Source organism: Desulfobulbus rhabdoformis (assembly GCF_016919065.1).
In the GTDB taxonomy this organism is placed as follows: domain Bacteria; phylum Desulfobacterota; class Desulfobulbia; order Desulfobulbales; family Desulfobulbaceae; genus Desulfobulbus; species Desulfobulbus rhabdoformis.
Genome location: NZ_JAFFQA010000015.1, coordinates 52,133 through 77,384, shown reverse-complemented (window position 1 = coordinate 77,384; position 25,252 = coordinate 52,133). Strand labels below are relative to the sequence as shown.

Sequence of the window (25,252 nt, the reverse complement as noted above, 5' to 3'; positions counted from 1 at the left end):
GTGTTGGATTACCAACATCGGTCACTTTTTCGTGAGAAGATGAAAAAGCGAACTTAATATAGGTGTCCGACCGTGGGTGATTCTGATCCTTTGTCGAGGGTGCGCAATATAGGCATTATGGCCCATATTGACGCTGGGAAAACAACAACCACCGAGCGGGTTCTATATTATACAGGCCGGTCGCATAAGATCGGTGAGGTTCATGACGGCACGGCTGTCATGGACTGGATGGAGCAAGAGCAGGAAAGGGGCATTACCATTACATCGGCTGCCACCACCTGCGCGTGGAAGGACTTTCAGATAAACATCATCGACACCCCAGGGCATGTCGATTTCACCGTCGAAGTTGAGCGGTGTTTGCGAGTCTTGGACGGAGTTGTTGCTGTTTTTTGTGCCGTCGGCGGAGTTGAGCCACAGTCTGAGACAGTTTGGAGGCAGGCTGACCATTACCGCATTCCTCGTCTTGCTTTTGTTAATAAGATGGACCGCATCGGGGCATCCTTTCAACGATGTCTTGAGCAAATAGAAAGCCGCTTAGGGGCTTCACCGGTAGCGCTCACCTTGCCTGTCGGAGCAGAGGATACCTTTGAAGGTATCATCGATCTCGTCGAGCAAAAGATGCTGACCTTTGATGAAGATTCAAAAGGACAGCTCATCAATGAGCACCCAATACCGGATGCACTAATAGAAGAATCTTCGGCCGCGAGAGTGGCGCTTATCGAGAAGTTGGCCGACTTCGATGAAGGCGTCATGGAAAAATACTTAAACGATCAAGAGATCGCTCCCGGTGAGATCAGAGATGCGTTGCGCCAAGCCACGCTGAAACTGAACCTGGTGCCGGTACTGTGCGGATCAGCATTTAAAAATAAAGGGGTTCAACCTCTTTTGGATGCGATCACATGGTATCTACCATCACCCGTAGATGTTCCCCCGGTTGAGGGGATGGATAAGGACGGTGCGCCGCTTATCCGTAAGCCAGTGAGGAGCGAGACATTTTGTGGGCTAGTATTTAAGCTGCAAAGTGATCCGTATGTTGGGCACTTATCTTTTATTCGAGTCTATTCAGGATCCCTGAAGCTCGGCGATAAGGTTTTCAATCCCAGTAAACGGAAAACTGAGAAGATCTCGAAATTAATAAAACTCCACGCAAATAAGCGTGAGGAAGTCGATCAGATCGGGCCTGGTGATATCGGTGCCTTGGTCGGCCTTAAATTTACGCGAACAGGGGATACGCTGTGTGCTAACGGCGACTTTATCCTTCTGGAAGCTATTGAGTTTCCAGAGCCTGTTATTGGCATCGCCATCGAGCCGAAGACAAAGGCTGATGAGGGTGTTCTTGCCGAAGGGCTTGAGAAAATCGCTTGGGAAGATCCAAGTTTTAAGATCAGCTCAAGTGAGGAAACAGGCCAGACTATTATTTCGGGAATGGGCGAGTTGCACCTCGAAATTATTGTCGATCGGTTGATCCGTGAATTTAAGGTCAAAGCCAACGTCGGTAAGCCACAGGTTGCCTATCGTGAGACAATCACCAAGACTGCGCAGGCTGAAGGTCGGTTCGAAGCAATAGGAACCGGCAAAGAGCAGTACGGTCATGTTGAGCTTGAGGTTGCCCCTGGTGAGAAGGGGAGCGGAAAGCTGTTTCTCTCCCAAGTGGATGAAAAACAGATTCCTGCTCAGTTCATCGAAGCGATTAAGCGCGGTGTTCTTGATAGCCTTGATAGCGGCCCCATTGTTGGCTATCCGATGATGGATGTCGCCGTGACTCTGGTTGGTGGATCCTTTGATGAGGAGAAGTCAACTGAAATGGCTTTTGGTGTTGCCGGGACCATGGCCTGTCGTAAAGCAGTCGGTCAGGCGGAACCGGTCTTGATGGAACCGATCATGAATCTGGATGTAGTTACCCCAGAGGAATACCTCGGTGATGTCATCAACGACTTAAATAAAAAACGTGCTCAAGTGAATGGCGTTGACGCTGAGCAAAACAGGCAGGTGGTACATGCCAAGGCTCCTCTGGCGGAGTTATTTGGTTATTCAACGGACCTTCGGTCCGCCACCCAGGGTAGAGCCACATTTACCATGATGTTTAGCGACTTTGCGATGATCCCCGCAAAAAGCGCTGAAGCGATTATTCATAAAATTAAAGGCGTATAACGAGTATAGCCCGAGTTGAGGTGCAGAAGATGGCGAAGGAAAAATTTGAGCGGACTAAGCCGCATGTCAATGTTGGAACAATTGGTCATATCGATCACGGTAAAACCACGCTGACTGCAGCTATTACCCGTGTACTGTCCACCAAAGGTCAGGCCGCTTTCACTGACTTTAGTGACATTGACAAGGCACCGGAAGAGAAAGAGCGTGGTATTACCATCGCTACTGCTCACGTAGAGTATGAGACCCCCAGTCGCCACTATGCCCATGTGGACTGCCCCGGCCATGCTGACTACATCAAAAACATGATCACTGGTGCCGCGCAGATGGACGGCGCCATCCTGGTTGTGGCTGCCACAGACGGTCCCATGCCGCAGACCCGTGAGCACATCCTCCTGGCTCGCCAGGTTGGTGTTCCTGCAATCGTTGTCTTCCTGAACAAATGTGACATGGTCGACGATGAAGAACTCATCGAGCTGGTTGAGATGGAGCTTCGTGAACTGCTCGACAAATACGACTTCCCCGGCGACGATATTCCGATCGTTCAGGGGTCTGCCCTGTTGGCACTTGAGAATCCGGAAGACGAGGAGAAAGCAAAGTGCATATGGGACCTCATGGATCAGGTCGACAGCTACATTCCTGAGCCTGAGCGCGCCATTGATAAACCATTTTTGATGCCCGTTGAGGACGTTTTCTCTATCTCCGGTCGTGGTACCGTAGCCACCGGTCGTGTTGAGCGTGGCGTTATCCACGTTGGTGATGAGATCGAGATTGTTGGTGTTCGTGAAACGACCAAAACCACCTGTACCGGTGTCGAGATGTTTCGCAAGCTGCTTGATGAAGGTCAGGCTGGTGACAATATCGGTGCGCTTCTCCGTGGCGTAAAACGTGAAGAAATTGTACGTGGTCAGGTTCTTGCCAAACCGGGTTCCATCACACCTCACAAAAAGTTTAAAGCTGAGGCCTATATCCTCAATAAGGAGGAGGGGGGACGTCACACACCGTTTTTCAACGGATACCGTCCTCAGTTCTACTTCCGGACAACCGACGTTACAGGCGTCTGTACTCTTGAGGATGGTGTAGAGATGGTCATGCCTGGTGATAACGTACATATCACCGGCGAATTGATTACCCCCATCGCCATGGAAGTTGGTCTTCGCTTCGCTATTCGCGAGGGTGGCCGCACCGTTGGTGCCGGTGTAATCTCCGAAATTATCGAATAAAAGGAGAGTTATGATTCCTGCAGATAAAATTCGTATACGATTAAAAGGGTATGATCATAAGCTCCTTGATCTGTCCACCAAAGAAATCGTAGATACCGCTCGACGGACTGGCGCTACTATTGTTGGTCCTATCCCGCTGCCTACGAGTACTTCAAAATTTACAGTATTGCGGTCGCCTCACGTGGATAAAAAATCTCGCGAGCAATTCGAGATGCGAACCCATCGCCGACTGCTCGACATTCTTGAGCCGACACAACAAACCATCGACTCGCTGATGAAGCTTGAACTTTCAGCTGGAGTTGACGTGGAAATTAAACTTCCCTGATGGTTGGCTAAGCAAAAACTGATCGATCAAAAAATAATCGCTTTAAGTGATTAAGAATTGACTCCAGGTAGACAGATGCCGAATACAAAAGGAATATTAGGACGTAAATTGGGAATGACTCGGGTCTATGATGAAAATGGCCGATCAATCCCGGTTACCGTCATCGAAGCAGGCCCTTGCACAGTGTTGCAGAAAAAAACTGTAGCAAAAGAAGGATATAACGCTATCCAGGTTGGATTTCTTGAGAAGAAAGCCTCGCGTTTGAACAAACCTGAAGCAGGACACTTTAAGCGGTCAGGTGGCAAAGGATTCTACCACGTTAAAGAGTTCAGAATCGAAGATCCCGAAGCTTACGAAGTAGGCCAGGAAATTACTCTTTCTGAAGTGCTTTCTGTAGGCGAGATGATCGACATCACTGGTCAGAGTAAGGGACGCGGTTTTCAGGGGGTAATGAAACGTCACGGTTTCCATGGTGGTCGCAAGACTCATGGCTCTAACTTTCATCGTGCACCCGGTTCCATTGGCTGCAGTGCTTGGCCAGCCCGTGTCGTCAAGGGGAAGAAACTCCCCGGACGCATGGGAAATGATACTATTACTCAGAAAAATCTGAAAGTTGTTGACATTCGTACTGAAGACAACGTTTTGCTCGTTCGCGGAACGGTACCAGGAGCAAAGAACGGAGTAGTCAATATCTATTCAAAAGCGTAATCCTGGACTGCTTTTAAGGAGATTCTCATGGCAGTTTGTGAAATTCTAAATACTCAAGCAGAAAAAGTCGGCGAGGTTGAGCTCAACGATTCCGTTTTCAACGTGGAAGTCAACACCGGCATTCTTCACGAAGTCGTCTGCATGCAGAGAGCAAATCGTCGTAGCGGTAACGCCTGCACCAAAACCCGTGGCGAAGTCCGCGGCGGTGGAGCGAAACCCTGGCGTCAGAAAGGAACAGGGCGTGCCCGTTCCGGTAGCCGTACCTCTCCGGTATGGCGTGGCGGCGGAACCGCGTTTGGTCCCAAACCGCGTGATTACAGCTACAGCATGCCTAAAAAAGTTAAGCGTCTGGCTCTGAAGATGGCGCTGAGCGCACGCAACCAGGAAGGCAACCTGGTTGTCATTGATAAATTTGAGTTGCCCGAAGTCAAAACCAAAAACTTTGTTCAGGTTATGGACAAGTTTGCCTTTGATAACTGTCTGGTTATCACCGAAGGCGTTGACGAGCAGATCAGCCTTTCCTCACGCAATGCGGTTGGGTATACGGTGCTGCCGGTTGAAGGGCTAAATGTATACGATATCCTCAAGCATTCCAAATTGATGCTCATCCAATCCAGTCTTGCTAAAATCGAGGAGAGGGTTCAGGTATGAAAGTTATCTACGAAGTTATCAAAAAGCCGTGCCTGACTGAGAAAGGCAACTTTCTCCAAGAGACTGAGAACAAGGTTGTCTTCAAGGTTGATCGTCGCGCCAATAAGATCGAGATCAAAGAGGCTGTCGAGAGCTTGTTCGACGTTACTGTTGCTAAGGTTGCCACTGCAAATATGACTGGCAAAAAGAAACGTGTTGGCGCACGTTCCGCTGGCCACACCAGTAACTGGAAGAAAGCATACATCACCTTGTCAGAAGGGAAAATCGATTTCCTTGACGAGCTTTGATCGAGCGATCATTAAGCCTCGTCAGCTGCGATTATAGGAAGAGAAATGGCTATAAAAATCCATAAACCGACATCACCTGGAAGCCGTCATCATGTCTCTATTCGTCAGGACGACCTGTCGAGTAAGGGGCCGGAAAAATCCCTGACGGCAACACTGAAAAAAACCGGTGGGCGTAACGTTTACGGCCGGGTCACCTCACGTCATAAAGGTGGCGGCCACAAACGCAAATATAGAATTATCGACTGGAAGCGGAATAAAGAGCAGGTACCGGCAAAAGTAAGTGCCATTGAGTACGATCCTAACCGTTCTGCAAACCTGGCACTCTTGGTGTATGCCGATGGTGAGAAAACCTATATTCTCGCACCCAAGGGAATTAACGTTGGCGACACAGTTGTTGCCGGTGCTGATGCTGACATTAAGGTCGGTAATTGTCTGCCCATGGTTAATATTCCCCTTGGTACCATCATTCATAATGTCGAGATGAAAATTGGTAAGGGTGCACAGCTTGTACGCTCTGCCGGTGCTTCTGCTCAGCTTATGGCAAAAGATGGTAACCAGGTTTTGGTAAAACTTCCCTCCGGTGAAGTTCGTCGCTTTCATAAAGATTGTCGCGCCTGTATTGGTCAGGTGGGCAACACTGAATATGGTAGTGCAAAATTAGGAAAGGCCGGACGCTCACGATGGAAAGGTATCCGTCCCTCTGTACGCGGTGTCGCAATGAACCCTGTTGATCACCCCATGGGTGGTGGTGAAGGTAAAAGCTCTGGTGGACGTCATCCATGTTCACCTTGGGGTATGCCTGCCAAGGGATACAAAACCAGAAAGCCCAAGGCTTCTGATCGCGATATCGTCAATAAACGGAAATAGTACACGGAGATACTAGGAATGGCTCGATCTATAAAAAAAGGCCCCTTCGTCGATGACCATCTGATGAAGAAAGTGTTGCAGGCCCAGGAAAGTGGTTCTCGTAAGGTGATCAAAACCTGGTCTCGTCGGTCAGATATTCTCCCGGAGATGGTTGGCCTTACATTTGCCGTCCACAACGGAAACAAGTTCATCCCTGTTTATGTAACAGAGAATATGGTTGGCCACAAACTGGGTGAATTTTCACCGACCCGTACCTACTACGGGCACGCAGCTGATAGAAAAGGCCGCAAGTAACAATAGATCTTGCAGGAAAGATCCTGAGGAGTGAACACGATGGAAACAAAAGCCGTCGCTAAGTATATACGTATCTCACCACAAAAGGCGCGTCTGGTCGCAGATGTAGTCCGTGGTATGAAAGCCGATACTGCTGTGACCACCCTACGGTTTATGCCTAAAAAGGCCGCCCAAATTATTCGTAAGGTGCTTGAGTCTGCTGTTGCTAATGCTGATCAGCGTGATTCTGTAGATGTGGACAGCCTCTATGTAAAAGAAATCATGGTGGATGGTGGGCCGATGCTCAAGCGATTTCGTCCAAGAGCCCAAGGGCGTGCTACCCGCATTCTGAAACGCACCAGTCATATCACTGTTGTCGTGGATGAAGCCTAAATTCATCAATTAACGAATATTAGCTGAGGGAACGGAGGGTTATCTTGGGACAAAAAGTAAATCCCATCGGACTGCGTATTAACATAACACGCTCTTGGGAATCCATTTGGTACGCTGATAAAGAATATGCAGGCAATCTGCATCAGGATCAGCTGATCCGCAAATATCTGAAAAAACGTCTTTACCATGCGGGGATCGCTCGAATTATTATCGAGCGCACCGGTGAAAAGATTAAAATTAAACTCTTCACTGCTCGTCCCGGTATCGTTATTGGTAAAAAGGGATCTGAGATTGAAGGGTTGAAAAAAGATCTCGAGCAGAAATTTAAACGTGCCTGTTTCATCGACATTCAGGAAGTGCGTCGCCCTGAGGCTGATGCCCAGCTTGTTGCCGAAAACATTGCTACGCAACTTGAGCGGCGTATTGCCTTTCGCCGGGCAATGAAAAAATCGATCAATTCTGCTCTACGGTTTGGCGTGCAGGGCATTAAAATTTCCTGTTCCGGTCGTCTCGGTGGCGCTGAGATGTCACGTACCGAATGGTTCAAAGAGGGCCGGGTACCGCTGCACACCTTACGTGCCGACATTGATTACGGAACCGCCGAAGCAAAAACCACGTACGGAATCATCGGCGTCAAAGTATGGATCTTCAAGGGTGAAGTACTGGCTGAGACCCAAAATGTCGCAGACAGCCAGGCTCAGGCCAACTGATCCAGATCTTCGCGCCCGGTGAATTTCTTAGGAGTTGAGATATGTTAAGTCCTCGTAAAGTTAAACATAGAAAACAGTTTAAAGGCAGAATGGACGGCGTTTCCAGCCGAGGCGCTGAGCTTGCCTACGGCGATTACGCAATCAAAGCTGTTGGTTGTGGTCGTATGACCGCCCAACAGATTGAGGCTGCCCGTATTGCCATTAACCGTAAAGTAAAACGTGGCGGTAAACTTTGGATTCGGGTTTTCCCAGATAAACCGATTACCAAAAAACCGGCTGAAACTCGTATGGGTAAGGGTAAAGGTGTGCCGGAGTACTGGGTTGCCACCATTCGTCCCGGTCGTATCCTGTATGAGCTCAAAGGGGTACCTGAGGCACTGGCCATGGAGGCCCTGCGGCTTGCAAGCTATAAGCTTCCATTTCCCACCACTTTGATCAGTAAGAGTAAAGTAATATGAAAGCAAAAGATCTGAGAAGTTTAGCCGTCGAAGACTTGCTGAAAAAGGAAGAAGAGACTCGTGAAGATCTGTTTAAACTCCAGTTTAAACATGGTATCCGTCGGCTCGAAAATCCTGCTAAACTCAATCAACTCCGTAAAGATATTGCTAGAATACAGACTATTCTTGCTGAAAAACAAAACCAAGCAGCGTAGCTGATTAATTTTAGACTTGGAAAATACAATGAGCGAAAACGTAAAAAAAACGCGACAAGGCTTTGTTGTCAGCAATAAAATGGACAAGAGCGTCGTCGTTCTCGTCGAGCGTAAAGTCCCCCATAAACTGTATGGGAAATATATTCGGCAACAAGTCAAATATATGGCTCATGACGCATCTAATGACTGCCAGATCGGTGATTTGGTTGTAATCGAAGAATGCCGTCCCTTGTCCAAAAAGAAAAGATGGCTGGTTCGAAGCATTGTAGAGCGTGCTGTATAAATCCAAAGCACCTAATAATCAGCTTTAGAAACGAATCGAGAAGATAATCGGGTGAGGTCATGATCCAAACTGAAACCGTGTTGAATGTAGCCGATAATTCCGGTGCCAAGAAAATACTCTGTATCAGAGTTCTTGGTGGCACCAGAAAGCGCTATGCACGTATTGGTGATATTATTGTTGTGACGGTAAAAGAGGCGATTCCCCATGCCAAGGTCAAGAAAGGGGATGTTCTCAATGCTGTCGTCGTGCGAACTGTTAAGGCTATCAAACGTCCGGAAGATACGACGGTTCGGTTTGATGAAAATGCTGCCGTACTGCTTTCCACCAGTGGTGAACCCATCGGAACGCGTATTTTTGGACCTATTGCTCGTGAACTGAGATCACTTGGCTTCATGAAGATAATCTCCCTTGCTCCTGAAGTATTATAAACACTACCTCAATTACCTAAATAATTAAGGGGATTACGATATGCGTCAAGGTCAAAGCAATTTGCGCGTAAATGACAAAGTAGAGGTCATTGCTGGAAAAGATAAGGGACGGGTTGGTAAAGTGCTGCGTGTAGATCGCGACAAGGACCGTGTGGTCGTTGAGCGCATCAACATGATTAAAAAACACCAGAAAGCCAACGACGCTACCCAATCCGGACAGATCATTGAAAGAGAAGCTGGCATTCATATTTCCAATGTCATGCTGGTGTGCCCAGAATGCGCCGAGACTGTACGTGTCGGTAAGCAGATCCTTGATGACGGCACCAAGGTTCGCATTTGCAAAAAGTGCAAAGCTACCATCGAAGCATCTAAATGACGGCATTCTCGCTTACGGAGTAAAGAATGGGCACATTAAAAGAACAATACGAGAACGAAATTAAACCCGCACTGCAGAAGCAGCTGGGGATTGAAAACGTGATGGACATCCCCTGTGTTGAGAAGGTTGTTCTCAATATGGGCCTTGGTGAGGCTGTTCAGAACCCGAAGATCGTTGAGAAGGCAGCTGAAGAGCTGACCCGGATCGCCGGTCAGAAGGCAGTCGTTACCAAAGCAAAGAAATCCATCGCCACCTTTAAACTTCGCGAAGGTATGCCGATCGGTGCACGTGTTACCCTGCGCAGCGAGCGTATGTATGATTTTCTCTCCAAGTTAATCAACGTTGCGCTGCCTCGTGTTCGCGACTTCCGCGGCGTATCTTTTAAAGGATTTGATGGACGCGGTAACTATTCCATGGGCATTACCGAACACATCATTTTTCCGGAGATCGATTACGATAAGATCGATCAGATTCGTGGACTGAATGTAACCATCGTTACTTCGTCCAAAACAGATGAAGGGGCTAAAGCTTTGCTTGATGCTATTGGAATGCCCTTTAGAAAAAAATAATTCCTGAGAGACGGATAGCAGAGTAGAGCTTCTAGGAGGATTCTGTGGCCAAAAAATCATTAATTGCCAAGGCTAAACGTACCCCTAAATTTGAAGTACGACGATACAATCGTTGTCCTTTGTGTGGGCGAGCACGAGCGTATTACCGTAAGTTTGGCATTTGCAGATTGTGTTTCCGCAAGTTGGCTTCTCAAGGTGAGATCACTGGCGTAACAAAATCTAGTTGGTAATCGGACTCATACAAAGCCAATTTTTATAAAGTAGAGGATTATTCAATGTCTATGAGTGACCCGTTGGCAGATATGCTGACAAGAATTAGAAATGCTAATAAAGCGCGTTTCAGTTCAGTTGAGATGCCACTGTCCAAACTGAAGGTCAACGTAGCCAAAGTGTTGAAAGAAGAAGGGTACATCACCGATTATCAGATCAGTGATGAGGGCCCTCAAGGCACTTTGAAGGTTGACCTGAAATATGGACCGCACAACGAACTGGTTATAACGGGTATCCGTAGAGTCAGCAAACCTGGCTGTCGTCAGTACAACCGATCCACCCAGATCCCCAATGTTATGAGCGGACTTGGGATCGGTATTCTGACAACTTCCAGAGGCGTAATCACCGACAAGCAGGCTCGTGAGATGAATGTTGGTGGTGAGTTTCTCTGCGAAGTTTGGTAATTTATTTGCGATTTGCTGAAGAAAGGAGATCCTAATGTCACGAATAGGAAAACAACCCGTTCCGATCCCCAGTGGGGTGAAGGTTGAAATAAAAGGAACACATATCAAAGTTCAGGGGAAAAAGGGAAATCTCGAACGCGATATTCGCCCTGAGATTGCCGTAGCCCAGGAAGAAAACACCTTGGTTTTCTCTCCCAAGGGAACCAGCAAAAAGGTTTTGGCCTTCTGGGGGATGACCCGTTCTTTGATTAACAATATGGTCGTTGGTGTAGATCAGGGATTTACTAAGAAACTCATGGTTGAGGGGGTTGGCTATAGAGCGAACGTAAAAGGTTCGACCCTGACGCTCAACGTCGGGTTCTCCAATCCCGTTGATTTTACCCTGCCGGCAGGCATCTCAGCTACCGTTGATAAGGATAACTCAATTACCCTTGAAGGAATTGATAAAGAACTTATCGGGTTGACTGCAGCTCAGATCCGTGCAATCAGAAAACCTGAACCCTACAAAGGCAAAGGTATTCGTTACGTTGACGAACACATTGTACGTAAAGTCGGCAAGGCCGGCGGTAAAAAATAAAAACTTATATATAGAATAACCGACCATGGCCAAAACTAATCCGAAAGTAAAGGCAAGAAAGAAACGGGTACAGCGCATTCGCGTCAAAATCACCGGGACCAGCCAGCGCCCCCGTTTGTGCGTATTTCGTAGCAACCGCCACATTTACGCCCAGATTATCGATGACACCCAGCATAAAACCTTGGTCTCCATGTCCACCGAACACAAGGACTTCAATGCTGACGATGCAGGCGATAAATGTGCGCAGGCGAAACAGGTAGGGCTTAAAATCGCCGAGAAAGCCAAGTCTGCCGGCATTGAGCAGGTTGTCTTCGATCGCGGTGGCAATGTCTACCACGGACGTGTAAAATCACTGTCTGAGGGTGCCCGCGAAGGCGGACTTCAGTTTTAACAAAAACACTCTCAACGAGTGGATCAAAATTAACGACGGGGGTGTTTCTTGGCTGATTTTAAGCGAGCTAAAGAAGGAACTCAAGAAGAGCTCATCGAAAAAATAGTCTATATCAATCGCGTGGCCAAGGTTGTTAAAGGTGGTCGCCGGTTCAGTTTCAGTGCCATCGTAGTTGTAGGAGATGGAAAAGGCCGAGTAGGGTACGGACTGGGTAAAGCAAACCAGGTACCTGAGGCGATTCGCAAAGGGATCGAGCAGGCACGCAAGGATATGAAACTCGTCTCTTTGACTGATGTTTCCATTCCCCATGACATCGTAGGCAAATTTAAATCAGGCTCTGTTATGCTCAAACCCGCTTCTGACGGTACTGGTGTTATCGCCGGTGGTGCGGTTCGTGCTGTACTTGAGGCAGCGGGTGTGCAGAATATTCTCACCAAATGTCTGGGTTCGAACAATCCCCATAACCTGGTGAAAGCCACCATGGACGGATTGAGAAACCTGCGTAGTGCAGAGCAGATCGCAAAATTGCGTAACAAGCCCGTCGCAGAGATTGCGGCATAAGGTTGTGAGGGGTTGTATACCATGGAAAAAACAGTAACGTTTACTCAAGTAAAAAGTGGTATCGGAAGTCCTAAAGCCATCCGTGCGACTCTGGTTGGCTTGGGTTTAACCAAGATGTATAAAACCGTGACCCGTAAAGACACGCCTGAGTTACGCGGCATGTTGAACAAAGTTCAGCATTTGATAAAGATGGAGGACTGATCGTGCTCAAATTGAATACCTTGGCGCCAAATGAGGGCGCTCGTAAGGATAGAAAGAGAGTAGGGCGCGGACCTGGGTCCGGTCATGGGAAAACTTCTGCCCGTGGTCACAAAGGTGCACGTTCACGCTCCGGCTACAGCTTACGTTCAGGGTTTGAGGGTGGCCAGATGCCGCTGCACCGCCGCCTGCCCAAACGTGGCTTTAACAATATCTTCAAAAAGGCATACGCCATCGTAACCCTGGACCACCTCAACAAGTTTGAAAGTGGTGCCGTGGTTGACAAAAATGCCCTCGTTGAAGCCGGAATCGTTAAACAGGATGCTCTTGTGAAGGTTCTTGCCAACGGTGAGCTTGACAAATCCGTGACCGTAAAGGTGGATAAAGTCAGCCAGGGGGCTAAAGAAAAGATCGAAGCAGCCGGTGGAACTGTCGAGGGCTAATACATGGCAGGTCTAGTCGGTGCTGCAAATATACCTGAACTGCGAAAGAGAGTGATCTTCACTCTCTTTATGCTTTTGGTCTATCGGATGGGGGTACAGATTCCTACCCCCGGGATTAATGGAGAAGCCTTGGCCGCATTCTTTGCCAAGAATGCGGACACGCTGTTTGGCATGTTCAACATGTTTTCCGGTGGCGCTTTGGAAAGATTTTCCATTTTCGCCCTAGGAATTATGCCCTACATCTCAGCCTCCATTATCATTCAGTTGCTCACTGTTGTCATCCCTCAGTTGGAAGCTCTTTCCAAAGAAGGGGAGGCCGGCCGTCGTAAAATTACGCAGTACACCCGCTATGGGACGGTGCTTCTCTCCGTAATCCAGGGTTTTTTCATTGCCTCTGGTCTGGAGGGCATGACCAGCCCTGTCGGAGTCCCGATCGTTATTGATCCGGGTATCGAGTTTAAGTTGCTCACTGTTCTCACTCTCACTTCCGGGACCGCATTTATTATGTGGCTTGGCGAGCAGATGACAGAAAGGGGGATCGGCAACGGTATTTCCCTGATTATCTTCGCAGGTATTGTCGCTCGTATGCCGGCTGCTGTCGGAAATACCGTCGAATTTATCAAATCAGGTGAACTATCTCTGATCTTTGTGCCCATCATCATAGCACTGATTTTTCTCGTTGTAGGCTTTATCATCTTTATTGAAACAAGCCAGCGGAGAATCCCCATCCAATACGCCAAACGTGTTGTTGGCCGGCGAGTATATGGGGGCCAATCGTCACATCTGCCTTTGAAGTTAAATGTCAGCGGTGTAATTCCTCCGATTTTTGCCTCATCGATCATGATGTTCCCTGCCACCATCGGCTCATTTGTCCAGGTGGATTGGGTACAGCAGCTTTCAGCAGCATTCTCGCCTGGAACTGTCTACTACTACTCGCTGTATGTAGCGATGATTGTCTTTTTCTGTTTTTTCTATGCAGCGGTCACCTTTAAGGCCGATGACGTTGCTGAAAACCTGAAAAAGAATGGCGGGTTTGTCCCGGGAATTCGTCCTGGCAAAAAGACGGCAGAGTTTCTCGATTATGTCTTAACCCGGCTTACAGTCGTAGGCGCTATCTATCTGAGTGCGGTCTGTGTCATGCCCACCATTCTTATCAGCAAACTCAATGTGCCGTTTTATTTCGGCGGTACAGCACTGCTCATTGTTGTTGGTGTAGCCATTGACACAATTTCTCAGATTGAATCGCACATGATCATGAAAAATTACGATGGATTTCTTAAATCCGGTCGTAAGGGACGGTAAGATATCGTGATAGCCAGCGAAAATGCCATTACGCTGAAATCGCCTGATGAAATTGCGCTCATGCACCAGGCTAACAGAATAGTGGCGGGGGTTCATAATCTCCTCCGTGGTCATGTCGCCGAAGGAGTAACCACCCACAAGCTTGATAAACTGGCTGAGGAATATTGCAGGGACCATGGTGCGGTCCCTGCTTTTAAAGGCTATAAGGGATTTCCGGCAAGCCTTTGTGCCTCTGTCAACGAAGAGGTCGTTCACGGCATTCCCTCAAGGAAAAAGCACCTGCGCAACGGCGATATCATCTCTCTTGATTTTGGTACGCTTTACAAGGGATTCTATGGTGACGCCGCCGTCACCGTCGCTGTGGGGAAAATCCCCGACAAGGTGCAGCAGCTGCTTGATGTCACCTACGAGGCTCTGATGAAGGGTATCGAACAGGTCGTCATCGGGAACCGTATTTCAGATATTTCAAGAGCAGTACAAAATTATAGTGAAGCACATGGCTTTTCAGTGGTGCGCCAATTCGTCGGACACGGTATCGGTTCCCAACTACACGAACCGCCTGAAATTCCAAATTACGTTCAACGTCAGGCTTCCCCGCGTTTGCGTGAGGGAATGGTTCTGGCAATTGAACCGATGGTCAACCTTGGAGTGGCTAAGGTGAAAATTCTCAGGGACCAGTGGACCGTCATCACTGCTGATAAAAAGCCTTCAGCCCACTTTGAGCACTCCGTTGCTGTCACCAAGGATGGGCCGCTTATATTAAGTGATCAGCCGCCAGAATGATTTAGAATTATTGCAAAAGACTAAAATAGTACAAAAAGGCTTGATTATTCGGCTTTTGTTCGATATATAATTAAAATTTTCTGCTCGTATAATAACGGGAGCGATATTGCTTATGGCTAAAGAAGACGCCATCGAAGTTGAAGGAACTATTGTAGAGCCGTTGCCCAACGCCATGTTTCAGGTAGAACTGGACAACGGGCACAAGGTTCTTGCGCACATCTCCGGAAAGATGCGCATGCATTATATTAAAATTCTTCCCGGCGACCGGGTCACCGTTGAATTGTCGCCCTATGATTTGACTCGAGGAAGGGTAACCTTCAGGTCCAAAGGCGGGAAGGGAAAACGATAAACGTTTCGGGGTGAAATATGAAAGTACGTTCGTCAGTAAAAAAGATTTGCAGCGAATGCAAAATCTTAAAACGTAAAGGTGTTGTACGGGTAAGCTGCCCTAACAAAAAACACAAACAACGGCAAGGATAACCGGTCGTTAATTAATCTAGCAAGATTCTGATAAAGGAGCACGGATTTGGCACGTATAGCTGGTGTGGACCTGCCACGCAACAAACACATGGATCGAGCTTTGACCTATATTTACGGCATTGGATTAACGACTGCTCGCCAAATTCTCGATAAGGTCGATCTTCCTTATCAGATGAACAGTGATGATCTGAGCGGCGATGATGTTAACCGTATCCGTATCGTTCTTGAGAGTGACTACATTGTAGAAGGTGACCGTCGGCGCGAGGTTTCCATGGACATTAAACGTCTTATGGATCTCGGCTGTTATCGCGGTCGTCGTCATCGTCGTAGTTTACCGGCAAGAGGTCAAAGAACTAAAACGAATGCCCGCACCCGGAAGGGTCCCAGACGCGGTGCAGCTGTTCGTAAGAAATAACTATCACTCGCACTGTTCTGACTGAAGAGTAATTGGGAGTCGCTATGGCTAAAGCAGGCAAGGTCAATACAAAAGTTAAGAGAAGAGATAAGAAAAATGTTCCCGAGGGGATCGTTTTTATTTATTCCACATTTAATAATACAGTAATCACTGTTTCCGATCGTCAGGGCAACACCATCTCATGGTCAAGCGCAGGTGTACTTGGTTTCAAAGGATCAAGAAAATCCACCCCGTTTGCTGCCCAGAACGCACTCAACGATGCAGTGTCCAAGGCTAAAGAGCATGGCCTTCGTAAGGTGGAGGTCCGTGTAAAAGGCCCTGGACCAGGTCGTGAAGCAGCACTACGTGCCCTTACAGGTGTTGATCTTGACGTTAGCCGTATTGTCGATGTTACCCCGCTTCCTCACAATGGGTGTAAACCACCTAAAAGAAGAAGAGTTTGAGAGGCAACACTCAACTATCCGTACCACAGTCAGAGATCTTATCGGATACTATTTGGAGGTAAAAGTTGGCTAGATATACAGGCGCATCCTGCAGGCTGTGCAGACGTGAAAATCTTAAGATGTTTCTCAAGGGTGACCGTTGTTACTCAGACAAGTGTTCCTTTGAGCGTCGCTCCTTCGCCCCTGGGCAGCATGGACAGAATAAATTTCGCAAAGTGTCCGACTACGCTGTACAGTTGCGGGAAAAACAAAAAGTCAAGCAAATGTATGGCATGCTTGAGGCGCAGTTTCGCCGGTATTACGAAAAAGCCGACCGCGCTAAAGGTGTAACCGGTGAGATTTTGCTGATCATGCTGGAGCGTCGCCTTGACAATGCACTCTTCCGTAGCGGCTTTGCTAGCTCCCGGAATCAGGCGCGACAGATGATTCGACACAACCTGTTTCTGATTAACGGCAAGAAGGTGAACATCCCTTCGTATCAGGTCAAAGCTGGTGATGTTATCTCCTTAAAAGAGAAACATCAGAAAAATGAGGTGATTATTGATAACCTCGAAGGCGCCGTCCGTCGTGGATTGCCCAGCTGGCTCGAGCTTGATCAGCCTAAGTTTCAGTGTGTAGTTAAAGCATTGCCAAATCGCGAAGAAATAACGATGCCAATTCAGGAACAGCTTATCATCGAGTTGTATTCCAAGTAACTTCAATCGTTAGGTATTGCATGGCACAAGAAATCCGGGACGACAATCCCTTTTACAAAAACTGGCATAGCCTCATTGCTCCTGAAAAACTTGAAGTCGACGAAGGTTCACTTTCAAGTGACTACGGAAAATTTGTCTGTCAGCCCCTTGAGCGTGGATTCGCAACAACCATCGGAAATTCGTTACGACGAATTATGTTGAGTTCCATTCGTGGTGCAGCCATCACCAGTGTACGCTTTAACGATGCACTGCATGAGTTCACTACCATTGATGGCGTTCACGAGGATGTTGCTGAAATCATTTTGAACCTTAAACAGGTTCGTTTGAAACTCAATGGGCCTGATTCTCGCACCGTCGTGATTGAGAAACAGGGACCAGGCAAAGTGGTTGCTGGTGATATCAATGGCGGAAGCTCTATTGAGGTTATGAACCCAGACCTCCATATCTGCACTCTGACCAGTGATATGACGTTCCGCGCCGAGCTTGAGGTTCACTGGGGGAAAGGATACGTCTCCGCCGAGCATAACAAGAAAGAGGGGCAACCTATTGGGGTTATCCCCATTGATGCCTCTTTCTCGCCCATCGTCCGCGTTCAGTATGTTGTCAGCCAGGCCCGTGTTGGCCAGCAGACAGACTTTGACCGCCTGACGCTGGAAATCGAGACCGACGGAAGCGTTGAACCGCAGGATGCCTTAGCTTATGCAGCAAAAATCCTCAAAGAGCAAATGACCATCTTCATCAACTTTAACGAAGATATTGCCAAGGCGCCAGAAAATGCCGATGAGGAAGATGACAGTAAAGCCTACCCACCGTTTCTTGATAAAAACGTTGAGGATTTGGAACTTTCAGTTCGATCAGCTAACTGCCTGAAAAACGCACAAATTCAGTTTATCGGGCAGCTTGTCAATAAAACCGATGCTGAGATGCTGAAAACCAAAAACTTTGGTCGTAAATCACTCAACGAGATCAAAGCCCTGCTGTCCGAGCACAACCTCACGCTGGGCATGAAGTACGAGGGCTGGGTAGCCCCAGATAAACGCGAAGAAAAACTGGAAGAGTAATCCACAGTTTTATATAGGACTCTTTTAGAGAGAAAAGGACAAGACCATGAGACATAGAAAGGCAGGTCGTAAACTTGGCCGGACAGCATCCCACCGTGAGGCAATGTTGCGCAATATGGTGACCTCACTGCTCGACCAAGAGCGGATTGTTACCACAGTTCCCAAAGCAAAAGAGGCACGGCGTGTTGCGGAGAAAATGATTACTTTGGGCAAACGTGGCGACCTGCACGCTCGTCGTCAGGCCTTGTCCTACATTCGCTCCAAAGACATTGTGGCTAAACTTTTTGACGAGCTGAGTTCCCAATATGAGGATCGTCAGGGAGGCTATACTCGTATCATTCGCACCGGTAACCGCGCTGGTGATGCCGCTCCCATGGCCATTTTGGAGCTTGTTGACTACGAAGATATTATCGAGGAGACGGAAGACGAGTAATTCACTCACCCTCCTTTGATATCTGAATGTTAAGAAAGCTGGTATGAAACATCATACCAGCTTTTTTTTGTATGGGATTTGGGAATACGCCCCGACTCTGTGCATACGCAGTGGTCATCTTTTTCTATTTTGTCTGTATTCTTTCCCATTTCACATGTTTCTCTATAAATGCATGGCATGGAATACGATACCTTAATACCTCAAGATCGAGAGCCCATAGGAAAGGATCCCTTTACCTTTCATTGTCATCCAGATGTTCCCTGTTTTCTCAAATGTTGCCGAGATGTTCACCTTCCGCTGTATCCATACGATATTCTCTTACTGAAGAAGCAACTGGGCATTACAAGTGGTGAAGTCATTGAACGATATACAGAGCTGACAGAGGGAAGCCACCCGTATTTCCCCGGTCTTCGCCTCAAGCTGTTCGATGATACTGCCCGCTCCTGTCCATTTTTAAGCGGTGATGGCTGCACAGTGTATGTGAATCGACCGACTTCATGCCGCACCTACCCCTTGGAGCGTGGCCTTGAGTGTACAGGAAAGGGGGGGGATATCAAAGTGCACCATTTTTTAACCCACCATCCTTACTGTAAGGGGCATTTTGAATCCAGAACCTATACATTGAAGCAGTGGGAGCGGGATCAAAACCTGCATCAGTGCAATCTTATGAACGATCTCTGGGCCGAACTCGATGCCTTTTTTGCCACAAACCCCTGGGTTGGAGAAGGGCAGGCTGGTCCTTATCAACGTCTCGCTTTTATGGCTGTGTATAATATAGATGATTTTCGTTCTTATACGCAGCAACATCATATTATTGAACAGTTTAAACTTCCCAAGGATGAACGCAGGCGCATTCAGAAAGACGATGAATCCTTGTTGCAATTCAGCTTTAAATGGCTTGAAAGTATCCTTGGGGGGCGTAAGCGTTTGCTTAAAAAATAACCCATTTACCCGCTCTTAATTAAAATTTAGCCTAGGAAGAGACAAGCTTGTAAATTAGATCATATCATGCTAGTATACCGAGCTTGTCTTATTTTGGGGGCAATGCCCCTTATCACACACATCCTGACGATTAGGTCCAGGTGTTTCACCTCACAGGTGGAATCGGCCGACAGGATGGAGGACTAACCAAAATACAATCAGGAGATAACATGGCAGCTGTAAATATGCGTCAAATGTTGGAAGCTGGTCTGCACTTCGGTCACCAGACCCGCCGCTGGAATCCCAAAATGAAACCCTACATCTACGGGCCAAGAAATGGGATTTACATTGTGAACCTCGATGTCACCATGAAACTGTTTCGCAAGGCTTACGGAGCACTTGCTGACATCGTTGCCGACGGTGGTTCTGTCCTTTTTGTCTGCACCAAACGTCAGGGGCAGGCTATCATTAAGGAAGAAGCCGAGCGTTGCGGCATGTACTTTGTCAATCATCGCTGGCTCGGTGGCATGTTGACCAACTTTCAGACCATCAAACATTCCGTAGATCGTCTGAAAAAAATTGAGGCTATGCAGGAAGATGGTTCAATCAACCGTTTCCCTAAAAAAGAAATCCTCATGATGGAAAAAGAGCGTGTAAAGCTTGATCGCAATATCGGCGGAATCAAAAATATGCGTACCCTTCCCGATGTCCTTTTCGTCGTTGATCCAAGAAATGAGGATATCGCCATTGGCGAGGCTGTAAAACTTGGTATTCCGGTCATCGCGCTCACTGATACCAACTGTGATCCTGACGGCATCGATTACATTATTCCTGGTAACGATGACGCTATTCGCGCAATTAAACTTATTACCTCCACCATGGCAGGAGCTGTCCTTGAGGGCAAATCCCGCCGCGGAGAGGAGACTGCTGCTGATATCGACGACCTTGAAGCAGCTATGACCGCTGGCGCCGAAGAAGAATTGGCTGCCAAGGTGGACGAGCAGTAATTCCTGCCTTTTTTTTATACCCCTGTTTGATTAACCGACAAAGTGGCCACCAGGCTTCTTTGTCGGTTTTGCGTATACTGTTGACTACGATATGTGTTTTAATGCACGTTGACGAAGGAGAACGACTGTGACAATTACAAGCCAGATGGTAAAAGAGCTCCGGGACAAAACCAATGCCGGTATGATGGATTGTAAGAAGGCTCTTACCGAGACTGACGGTGACATGGAGAAAGCTGTAGACCTGCTTCGCCAGAAAGGACTTGCGGTTGCTGCCAAACGCGCAGACCGTGAGACTAAAGAAGGGGTCATAGAGTGTTACATCCACGCCGGTGGTAAGCTCGGTGTTATGGTTGAAGTAGGTTGCGAGACCGACTTTGTCGCCAAAACCGATGATTTCAAGGCCTTTGCAAAAGACATCGCCATGCACATCGCCGCGGTCAGCCCTGTCTCTGTTACCCGTGAAGATGTTCCTGCCGAAATGGTTGCCCGTGAAAAGGAAATTTATGTAAAACAGGCCTTGGATTCTGGTAAACCTGAGAATATTGTAGAAAAAATTGTAACCGGTAAGATTGAGAAGTACATCTCTGAGATCTGTCTGCTTGAGCAGAAGTTTGTTAAGAACCCTGACCTGAGCGTTCAGGATCTGCTCAATGAGCTTGTTGCGAAAATGGGTGAGAATATCTCCATCAAGCAATTCGCCCGTTTTCAGCTGGGATAATTTTTTCCGGACCTCCGAGGGTACGTTGTTAACCTATGACCCATGGACATAATGTGGGAAAGACAAGTGACGAGGAGAGCTGCGATATGAAATTCAAACGAGTCCTTTTGAAAATCAGTGGTGAAGCCCTTATGGGAGATCGTCCCTACGGCATCAGCACGGACGTCATTAAGTACTTGTCGCAAGAAATTCAAGCGCTGCACAACCTCAAAATTGAACTCGCCTTAGTCATTGGAGCGGGAAACATCTTTCGTGGCGTAGCCGGGGCTGCAGGTGGTATGGACCGGAGTTCCGCCGATAACATGGGCATGTTAGGGACGGTTATGAACTCTCTGGCTGTCCAGGACGGTTTGGAAAACCTCGGTATTCCGGCCAAGGTTATGTCGGCGATCACCATGCTCAATGTCTGTGAAGCCTACGAGCGTCTTAAAGCCCTCGATCATTTGGAGCATAAAAGGGTGGTTATCTTCGCGGCGGGAACTGGTAATCCTTATTTCACCACAGATACTGCCGCCGTCCTTCGAGCCTTAGAAATTAAGGCCGATGTGATCATGAAAGCCACCAGGGTTGATGGGGTCTATGATCGTGATCCTGAAAAGGATCCCAATGCTATACGCTATCATTCCCTGACCTTTTCCACAGTCCTGCGTGATGATCTCAAGATCATGGATGCCGCAGGCATTTCCCTGGCCCGCGATAACAATCTGCCTATTTTTGTTTTCGATATGACAAAGCCTGGCAATATCGTCAAGGCCGTCACCGGGGAAGATGTGGGAACCCTGATTACCAACTGAAAAAACGTGACAACCCCGCCAGGCTTAACCTGACGGGGTTGTGCATTTAAGTGAGGAAAGTATGTCAAACGCCGTTATCGATCAACTCAATGAGAAAATGGCCTCAAGCATTGAGGCGTTGAAACGTGATCTGGTCAAGATTCGTACCGGTCGTGCCACTTTGAGCCTGCTTGATGGTGTGAAAGTCAACGCCTATGGGTCACAGATGACTCTGGAACAGGTCGCCGCCCTCACCATTCCCGAGAGCAATATGATTGCCATTAAACCCTGGGACCCCCAGGTTCTGGCATCTATTGAGAAAGCCATCCTCGCCTCTGATCTTGGCCTCACGCCCAGCAGTGATGGCAATGTTGTTCGCCTGACTATTCCGCCTCTGACAGAAGAGCGTCGTAAAGAGCTGGTCAAGCAGGTTAAAAAATTGGGAGAAGAGCACAAGGTCGCTGTTCGTAATGTTCGTCGGGACGCCAACGATACCTTCAAAAAAATGAAGAAGGATAAAGACATCTCTGAAGATGATATGTTTCGTCTTCAAGATGAATCCCAGAAGGCGACTGATAGTTTCATTGCACAGATCGATGAGATTGTCAGCGGTAAAGAAAAAGAAGTTATGGCTGTTTGATAGAGCCGGTAGAGCAAACATAGGCTATCGTGGAGACCCAAGAAGCTGAAAGCACCATACCCCGGCACGTAGCCATCATCATGGATGGTAACGGACGCTGGGCCCAGGAGCGCCACCGTCCGCGTCTTTTCGGACACAAGGCCGGAGCAGACACGGTTCGTGAGATAGTTGAGGTTGCCCGTAAATTAGGCATTGGTTACCTGACTCTTTACGCCTTTTCCACCGAAAACTGGAAACGGCCCGAAGGGGAGGTCAGTGGTCTGATGGGCATCTTGAAAAACTATCTGCAAAGCGAACTGCGCAGTATGCTCAAAAACGATATTCGTTTGAACTGCATTGGCCAGATGCAAAAACTGCCTGCAGATGTGCAGGAAATCCTGAAAAAGAGCATCGCCGAAACGCGTTCCTGCACAGGAATGACCCTTAATCTCGCCCTAAACTATGGCGGACGTGCCGAGATGGTGGAGGCAATCACACGGATCGGGCATGACTGCCGGAACGGAACTCTTGATCCTGGTGCTATCAGCGAGGCTGTGATCAGTGAGCACCTCTTTACTGCTGGTCAGCCCGACCCTGATCTCCTCATCCGTACCGGTGGCGAAAACCGGCTATCCAACTTCCTGCTCTGGCAGGCCTCGTACGCAGAGCTCTATTTCACCGAGGTTAAGTGGCCTGATTTTCATCAAGAGGCCTTCTTGGCCGCCCTCAACAGTTACTCCCAGAGGCAACGACGTTTTGGTCAAACCGGAGCCCAGGTCAGCGGTGCGTAAAAGACAATGAATCGTGTTATCCCCGGCGTTCTCCTGGCAGTTTGCTGGCTTGTACTGCTCTTTGTGGGGACGCCTTTTCTCTTTTGGTGTGTTGGACTGGTCGGTTCCGGTGTTGCGTTGTTCGAATTTTTCCGTATGACCTGCCCCCAGGTTTCTGGATTTCGTTTCATCCTGACTCTGCTTGCCTCCCTGTTTCCGGTGGCCTGTGTCGCCGGTGGTCGTCTTGAGCTTCTGCCCGTGGGGCTTTTTAGCTCTCTGCTTTTTCTCGTTTGTCTTGCTCTGCAGGGGTATGGCAAACTTGAGGACGGATTGCACTACCTGGTTTTTGCTGGCTTTGCGGCATTGTATATCTCGGGCTCTCTTGCTCATCTGGTGTTGATTCGACACCTCCCTCAGGGGGAGTATTGGCTTCTCCTGTTTATTGCCATGATTGCTGGCTCTGATACCGGAGCCTACTACGCCGGGAAGACCTTTGGCAGGCGCAAACTTTTTCCGCTGATTAGCCCTAAAAAAACTGTGGCGGGCGGAATTGGTGGTGTCGCCGCCGGAGTAATTGCAGCCGAAGGGGTGAATCTTCTCTTCCCTCAGCCAGCTCACCCCCTCTTTCTGTTGCTGGCAGCCGTTGTGCTTATCTGCATCGGCATCTGTGGCGACCTGACCGAATCTTTAATTAAGCGATCGGTTGGAGTCAAAGATTCCGGCACCATACTCCAGGGGCACGGTGGTCTTCTTGATCGAGTGGATAGTCTGTTGCTTACCGGTCCCGCTCTTTTTTATCTGATCTACTTTCAATGGCTGCAATGAAACGAATAGCCCTTCTTGGTTCGACTGGCTCCATCGGTACCAACGTCCTGGCCATCGCTCGTCAGTTTCCCGAACAGTTTCAAATTGTCGGACTCTCTGCTGGCAGTAACGTCGAACTTCTTACCGAGCAGGTCCTGGAATTTAATCCGCAATGCGTGTCCATTGGCCGTCCCGATCTGGCAGCAGAGCTGGCCAATACATTGCCCGCCTCCTATCGCTCGCGAATCCTGAGTGGGGGAGAAGGAAATACAGCCATCGCCACCCTGGCCGACGCAGACATGGTGGTCACCGCCGTTGTTGGTGCTGTTGGCCTGCTTCCGACCCTTGCCGCCATCCGTGCCGGTAAGGATATCGGCCTTGCCAACAAAGAGACACTGGTCATGGCCGGGCGCCTGGTCATGGAGGAGGTGCAGCGCCATGGTGTGCGCCTCTTGCCCATCGATTCCGAGCACAGCGCCATTTTCCAAGCCCTTGAAGCCGGACGTAGCCAGGATGTGGATAAGCTTATCCTGACCGCTTCTGGAGGACCTTTTCGCGATTGGGATCTCGACGCTCTGCGCATCGCCCAGCCCGAGCAGGCGCTAGCTCACCCCAACTGGTCCATGGGGCGCAAAATTTCCATCGATTCCGCCACCCTGATGAATAAAGGGCTTGAGGTTATCGAAGCCAGCTGGCTTTTTTCCATGGAGCCTGAACGCATTGAAGTGGTCGTTCATCCACAATCAATTGTCCATTCCCTGGTTGAGTTTGTGGACGGCTCGGTTGTAGCCCAGTTGGGCATACCCGATATGCGAATTCCCATAGGCTACGCTCTGACCTATCCAAAACGCTTGCCCTTGGCGCTCCCCCGTCTTAGTTTATCGCAGTGTAGCGATTTGAGCTTTGAGCAACCCGATATGATCCGTTTTCCTGCCTTAGGTCTTGCCTTTGACGCTTTACGTGCAGGCGGCGTGCAGCCGGCAGTGCTCAATGCGGCCAATGAAGTGGCGGTGGACGCCTTTCTTGAAGGAAAAATTGGCTACCTGGATATTGCCCGTACTGTAGAAGCGTGCCTGTCCCAGGCACCACTGGCAAACGAGCTGGATCTGGATGCAATCCTTGCAGCGGATGCTGCTGCCCGTTCAGCTGCCCATAAGGTAATAACGGCCCTCTAGATCGGATTTCTCACCAGGTCAGCCTGAGTCAGATTCACATTTTTTGGCTATGAATCTCGTCGACTCTCTTTATTGCCAAAATACTGCAGAAGGTGGTGTTGTCCGGGCTGACCAGC

40 protein-coding genes are annotated in these 25,252 nt (G+C 48.5%); all 40 read left to right on the top strand.

All coding sequences use genetic code 11. The features are described 5' to 3' along the window. The first annotated feature begins 72 nt into the window (after window positions 1-72). A complete protein-coding gene (fusA, locus tag JWJ90_RS10095; protein WP_205227098.1) occupies window positions 73-2,151 on the top strand; it encodes an elongation factor G in 2,079 nt (692 codons plus the stop codon). A gap of 29 nt (window positions 2,152-2,180) precedes the next feature. Then, the gene (tuf, locus tag JWJ90_RS10090) at window positions 2,181-3,371 is read left to right on the top strand and encodes an elongation factor Tu (RefSeq protein WP_205227097.1); all 1,191 of its coding nucleotides are present in this window, start codon (window positions 2,181-2,183) and stop codon (window positions 3,369-3,371) included. Between the two features lie 13 nt (window positions 3,372-3,384). Next, window positions 3,385-3,696 (top strand): 30S ribosomal protein S10, encoded by a 312-nt coding sequence (gene rpsJ / locus JWJ90_RS10085; protein ID WP_205227132.1) that lies wholly within the window; start codon window positions 3,385-3,387, stop codon window positions 3,694-3,696. A gap of 75 nt (window positions 3,697-3,771) precedes the next feature. Then, window positions 3,772-4,404: a 50S ribosomal protein L3 gene (gene rplC, locus JWJ90_RS10080; protein ID WP_205227096.1), complete on the top strand. Its 633-nt coding sequence runs from the start codon at window positions 3,772-3,774 to the stop codon at window positions 4,402-4,404. A gap of 27 nt (window positions 4,405-4,431) precedes the next feature. Further along, window positions 4,432-5,055 carry a 50S ribosomal protein L4 gene (gene rplD / locus JWJ90_RS10075; RefSeq protein ID WP_205227095.1) on the top strand — a complete coding sequence of 208 codons (624 nt, stop codon included), beginning with the start codon at window positions 4,432-4,434 and terminating at the stop codon, window positions 5,053-5,055. Beyond that, window positions 5,052-5,342, top strand: a complete 291-nt coding sequence (locus JWJ90_RS10070) for a 50S ribosomal protein L23 (RefSeq protein WP_205227094.1) — start codon at window positions 5,052-5,054, stop codon at window positions 5,340-5,342. The genes rplD and JWJ90_RS10070 overlap by 4 nt, the downstream gene beginning before the upstream one ends. A gap of 45 nt (window positions 5,343-5,387) precedes the next feature. Further along, the gene (gene rplB / locus JWJ90_RS10065) at window positions 5,388-6,209 is read left to right on the top strand and encodes a 50S ribosomal protein L2 (RefSeq protein WP_205227093.1); all 822 of its coding nucleotides are present in this window, start codon (window positions 5,388-5,390) and stop codon (window positions 6,207-6,209) included. A gap of 18 nt (window positions 6,210-6,227) precedes the next feature. Next, window positions 6,228-6,503: a 30S ribosomal protein S19 gene (gene rpsS / locus JWJ90_RS10060; protein ID WP_205227092.1), complete on the top strand. Its 276-nt coding sequence runs from the start codon at window positions 6,228-6,230 to the stop codon at window positions 6,501-6,503. A gap of 39 nt (window positions 6,504-6,542) precedes the next feature. Next, the gene (rplV, locus tag JWJ90_RS10055) at window positions 6,543-6,875 is read left to right on the top strand and encodes a 50S ribosomal protein L22 (protein WP_205227091.1); all 333 of its coding nucleotides are present in this window, start codon (window positions 6,543-6,545) and stop codon (window positions 6,873-6,875) included. A 44-nt stretch (window positions 6,876-6,919) separates the two neighbouring features. Continuing rightward, window positions 6,920-7,585, top strand: a complete 666-nt coding sequence (rpsC, locus tag JWJ90_RS10050; protein ID WP_205227090.1) for a 30S ribosomal protein S3 — start codon at window positions 6,920-6,922, stop codon at window positions 7,583-7,585. Between the two features lie 41 nt (window positions 7,586-7,626). Next, on the top strand, window positions 7,627-8,043 hold the full coding sequence (gene rplP / locus JWJ90_RS10045; protein ID WP_205227089.1) for a 50S ribosomal protein L16: 417 nt from the start codon (window positions 7,627-7,629) through the stop codon (window positions 8,041-8,043). Continuing rightward, window positions 8,040-8,237: a 50S ribosomal protein L29 gene (gene rpmC / locus JWJ90_RS10040; protein ID WP_205227088.1), complete on the top strand. Its 198-nt coding sequence runs from the start codon at window positions 8,040-8,042 to the stop codon at window positions 8,235-8,237. The genes rplP and rpmC overlap by 4 nt, the downstream gene beginning before the upstream one ends. Window positions 8,238-8,265: 28 nt before the next feature. After that, a complete protein-coding gene (gene rpsQ / locus JWJ90_RS10035) occupies window positions 8,266-8,520 on the top strand; it encodes a 30S ribosomal protein S17 (protein WP_205227087.1) in 255 nt (84 codons plus the stop codon). Window positions 8,521-8,579: 59 nt separating this feature from the next. Continuing rightward, the gene (gene rplN / locus JWJ90_RS10030) at window positions 8,580-8,948 is read left to right on the top strand and encodes a 50S ribosomal protein L14 (RefSeq protein WP_205227086.1); all 369 of its coding nucleotides are present in this window, start codon (window positions 8,580-8,582) and stop codon (window positions 8,946-8,948) included. A 40-nt stretch (window positions 8,949-8,988) separates the two neighbouring features. Further along, window positions 8,989-9,324 (top strand): 50S ribosomal protein L24, encoded by a 336-nt coding sequence (rplX, locus tag JWJ90_RS10025; protein ID WP_205227085.1) that lies wholly within the window; start codon window positions 8,989-8,991, stop codon window positions 9,322-9,324. Between the two features lie 26 nt (window positions 9,325-9,350). After that, window positions 9,351-9,893 carry a 50S ribosomal protein L5 gene (gene rplE, locus JWJ90_RS10020; protein ID WP_205227084.1) on the top strand — a complete coding sequence of 181 codons (543 nt, stop codon included), beginning with the start codon at window positions 9,351-9,353 and terminating at the stop codon, window positions 9,891-9,893. 44 nt (window positions 9,894-9,937) lie between these two features. Further along, entirely contained in the window at window positions 9,938-10,123 is a 186-nt protein-coding gene (locus JWJ90_RS10015; protein WP_205227083.1) for a type Z 30S ribosomal protein S14, read from the top strand. A 45-nt stretch (window positions 10,124-10,168) separates the two neighbouring features. Continuing rightward, the gene (rpsH, locus tag JWJ90_RS10010) at window positions 10,169-10,567 is read left to right on the top strand and encodes a 30S ribosomal protein S8 (RefSeq protein ID WP_205227082.1); all 399 of its coding nucleotides are present in this window, start codon (window positions 10,169-10,171) and stop codon (window positions 10,565-10,567) included. A 34-nt stretch (window positions 10,568-10,601) separates the two neighbouring features. Next, entirely contained in the window at window positions 10,602-11,144 is a 543-nt protein-coding gene (gene rplF, locus JWJ90_RS10005) for a 50S ribosomal protein L6 (RefSeq protein WP_205227081.1), read from the top strand. Window positions 11,145-11,169: 25 nt separating this feature from the next. After that, window positions 11,170-11,535 (top strand): 50S ribosomal protein L18, encoded by a 366-nt coding sequence (rplR, locus tag JWJ90_RS10000; protein WP_205227080.1) that lies wholly within the window; start codon window positions 11,170-11,172, stop codon window positions 11,533-11,535. 48 nt (window positions 11,536-11,583) lie between these two features. Beyond that, entirely contained in the window at window positions 11,584-12,096 is a 513-nt protein-coding gene (gene rpsE / locus JWJ90_RS09995; protein ID WP_205227079.1) for a 30S ribosomal protein S5, read from the top strand. Window positions 12,097-12,117: 21 nt separating this feature from the next. Then, window positions 12,118-12,297 (top strand): 50S ribosomal protein L30, encoded by a 180-nt coding sequence (gene rpmD, locus JWJ90_RS09990; protein ID WP_205227078.1) that lies wholly within the window; start codon window positions 12,118-12,120, stop codon window positions 12,295-12,297. Window positions 12,298-12,299: 2 nt separating this feature from the next. Further along, on the top strand, window positions 12,300-12,737 hold the full coding sequence (rplO, locus tag JWJ90_RS09985) for a 50S ribosomal protein L15 (protein WP_205227077.1): 438 nt from the start codon (window positions 12,300-12,302) through the stop codon (window positions 12,735-12,737). A gap of 3 nt (window positions 12,738-12,740) precedes the next feature. After that, complete coding sequence (gene secY / locus JWJ90_RS09980; RefSeq protein WP_205227076.1) at window positions 12,741-14,039, top strand: preprotein translocase subunit SecY; 1,299 nt, start codon at window positions 12,741-12,743, stop codon at window positions 14,037-14,039. A gap of 6 nt (window positions 14,040-14,045) precedes the next feature. Next, window positions 14,046-14,822: a type I methionyl aminopeptidase gene (map, locus tag JWJ90_RS09975; RefSeq protein ID WP_338032318.1), complete on the top strand. Its 777-nt coding sequence runs from the start codon at window positions 14,046-14,048 to the stop codon at window positions 14,820-14,822. Between the two features lie 112 nt (window positions 14,823-14,934). Further along, window positions 14,935-15,171, top strand: coding sequence for a translation initiation factor IF-1 (gene infA, locus JWJ90_RS09970; RefSeq protein ID WP_205227075.1), 237 nt, complete (start codon window positions 14,935-14,937; stop codon window positions 15,169-15,171). A gap of 17 nt (window positions 15,172-15,188) precedes the next feature. Then, a complete protein-coding gene (gene rpmJ, locus JWJ90_RS09965) occupies window positions 15,189-15,302 on the top strand; it encodes a 50S ribosomal protein L36 (RefSeq protein ID WP_205227074.1) in 114 nt (37 codons plus the stop codon). A gap of 46 nt (window positions 15,303-15,348) precedes the next feature. Further along, window positions 15,349-15,717 (top strand): 30S ribosomal protein S13, encoded by a 369-nt coding sequence (gene rpsM, locus JWJ90_RS09960; protein WP_205227073.1) that lies wholly within the window; start codon window positions 15,349-15,351, stop codon window positions 15,715-15,717. Window positions 15,718-15,761: 44 nt separating this feature from the next. Then, window positions 15,762-16,160 carry a 30S ribosomal protein S11 gene (gene rpsK, locus JWJ90_RS09955; RefSeq protein WP_205227072.1) on the top strand — a complete coding sequence of 133 codons (399 nt, stop codon included), beginning with the start codon at window positions 15,762-15,764 and terminating at the stop codon, window positions 16,158-16,160. Between the two features lie 65 nt (window positions 16,161-16,225). Beyond that, window positions 16,226-16,855, top strand: coding sequence for a 30S ribosomal protein S4 (gene rpsD / locus JWJ90_RS09950; RefSeq protein WP_205227071.1), 630 nt, complete (start codon window positions 16,226-16,228; stop codon window positions 16,853-16,855). A 20-nt stretch (window positions 16,856-16,875) separates the two neighbouring features. Then, entirely contained in the window at window positions 16,876-17,916 is a 1,041-nt protein-coding gene (locus JWJ90_RS09945; protein ID WP_205227070.1) for a DNA-directed RNA polymerase subunit alpha, read from the top strand. Window positions 17,917-17,962: 46 nt separating this feature from the next. Beyond that, complete coding sequence (gene rplQ, locus JWJ90_RS09940) at window positions 17,963-18,349, top strand: 50S ribosomal protein L17 (RefSeq protein WP_205227069.1); 387 nt, start codon at window positions 17,963-17,965, stop codon at window positions 18,347-18,349. 177 nt (window positions 18,350-18,526) lie between these two features. Continuing rightward, complete coding sequence (locus tag JWJ90_RS09935; protein ID WP_205227068.1) at window positions 18,527-19,291, top strand: YkgJ family cysteine cluster protein; 765 nt, start codon at window positions 18,527-18,529, stop codon at window positions 19,289-19,291. A 209-nt stretch (window positions 19,292-19,500) separates the two neighbouring features. Next, window positions 19,501-20,277 carry a 30S ribosomal protein S2 gene (gene rpsB, locus JWJ90_RS09930; RefSeq protein ID WP_205227067.1) on the top strand — a complete coding sequence of 259 codons (777 nt, stop codon included), beginning with the start codon at window positions 19,501-19,503 and terminating at the stop codon, window positions 20,275-20,277. Between the two features lie 127 nt (window positions 20,278-20,404). Next, window positions 20,405-20,995, top strand: coding sequence for a translation elongation factor Ts (tsf, locus tag JWJ90_RS09925; RefSeq protein ID WP_205227066.1), 591 nt, complete (start codon window positions 20,405-20,407; stop codon window positions 20,993-20,995). A gap of 86 nt (window positions 20,996-21,081) precedes the next feature. Further along, complete coding sequence (pyrH, locus tag JWJ90_RS09920) at window positions 21,082-21,789, top strand: UMP kinase (RefSeq protein WP_205227065.1); 708 nt, start codon at window positions 21,082-21,084, stop codon at window positions 21,787-21,789. A gap of 61 nt (window positions 21,790-21,850) precedes the next feature. Beyond that, the gene (gene frr / locus JWJ90_RS09915; protein WP_205227064.1) at window positions 21,851-22,408 is read left to right on the top strand and encodes a ribosome recycling factor; all 558 of its coding nucleotides are present in this window, start codon (window positions 21,851-21,853) and stop codon (window positions 22,406-22,408) included. A gap of 29 nt (window positions 22,409-22,437) precedes the next feature. Next, window positions 22,438-23,178: an isoprenyl transferase gene (locus JWJ90_RS09910; RefSeq protein ID WP_338032317.1), complete on the top strand. Its 741-nt coding sequence runs from the start codon at window positions 22,438-22,440 to the stop codon at window positions 23,176-23,178. Between the two features lie 6 nt (window positions 23,179-23,184). After that, entirely contained in the window at window positions 23,185-23,982 is a 798-nt protein-coding gene (locus JWJ90_RS09905; protein ID WP_205227063.1) for a phosphatidate cytidylyltransferase, read from the top strand. Beyond that, window positions 23,979-25,136, top strand: coding sequence for a 1-deoxy-D-xylulose-5-phosphate reductoisomerase (locus tag JWJ90_RS09900; RefSeq protein ID WP_205227062.1), 1,158 nt, complete (start codon window positions 23,979-23,981; stop codon window positions 25,134-25,136). Before JWJ90_RS09905 ends, JWJ90_RS09900 begins: the two co-directional genes overlap by 4 nt. The last annotated feature ends 116 nt before the right edge of the window (window positions 25,137-25,252 follow it).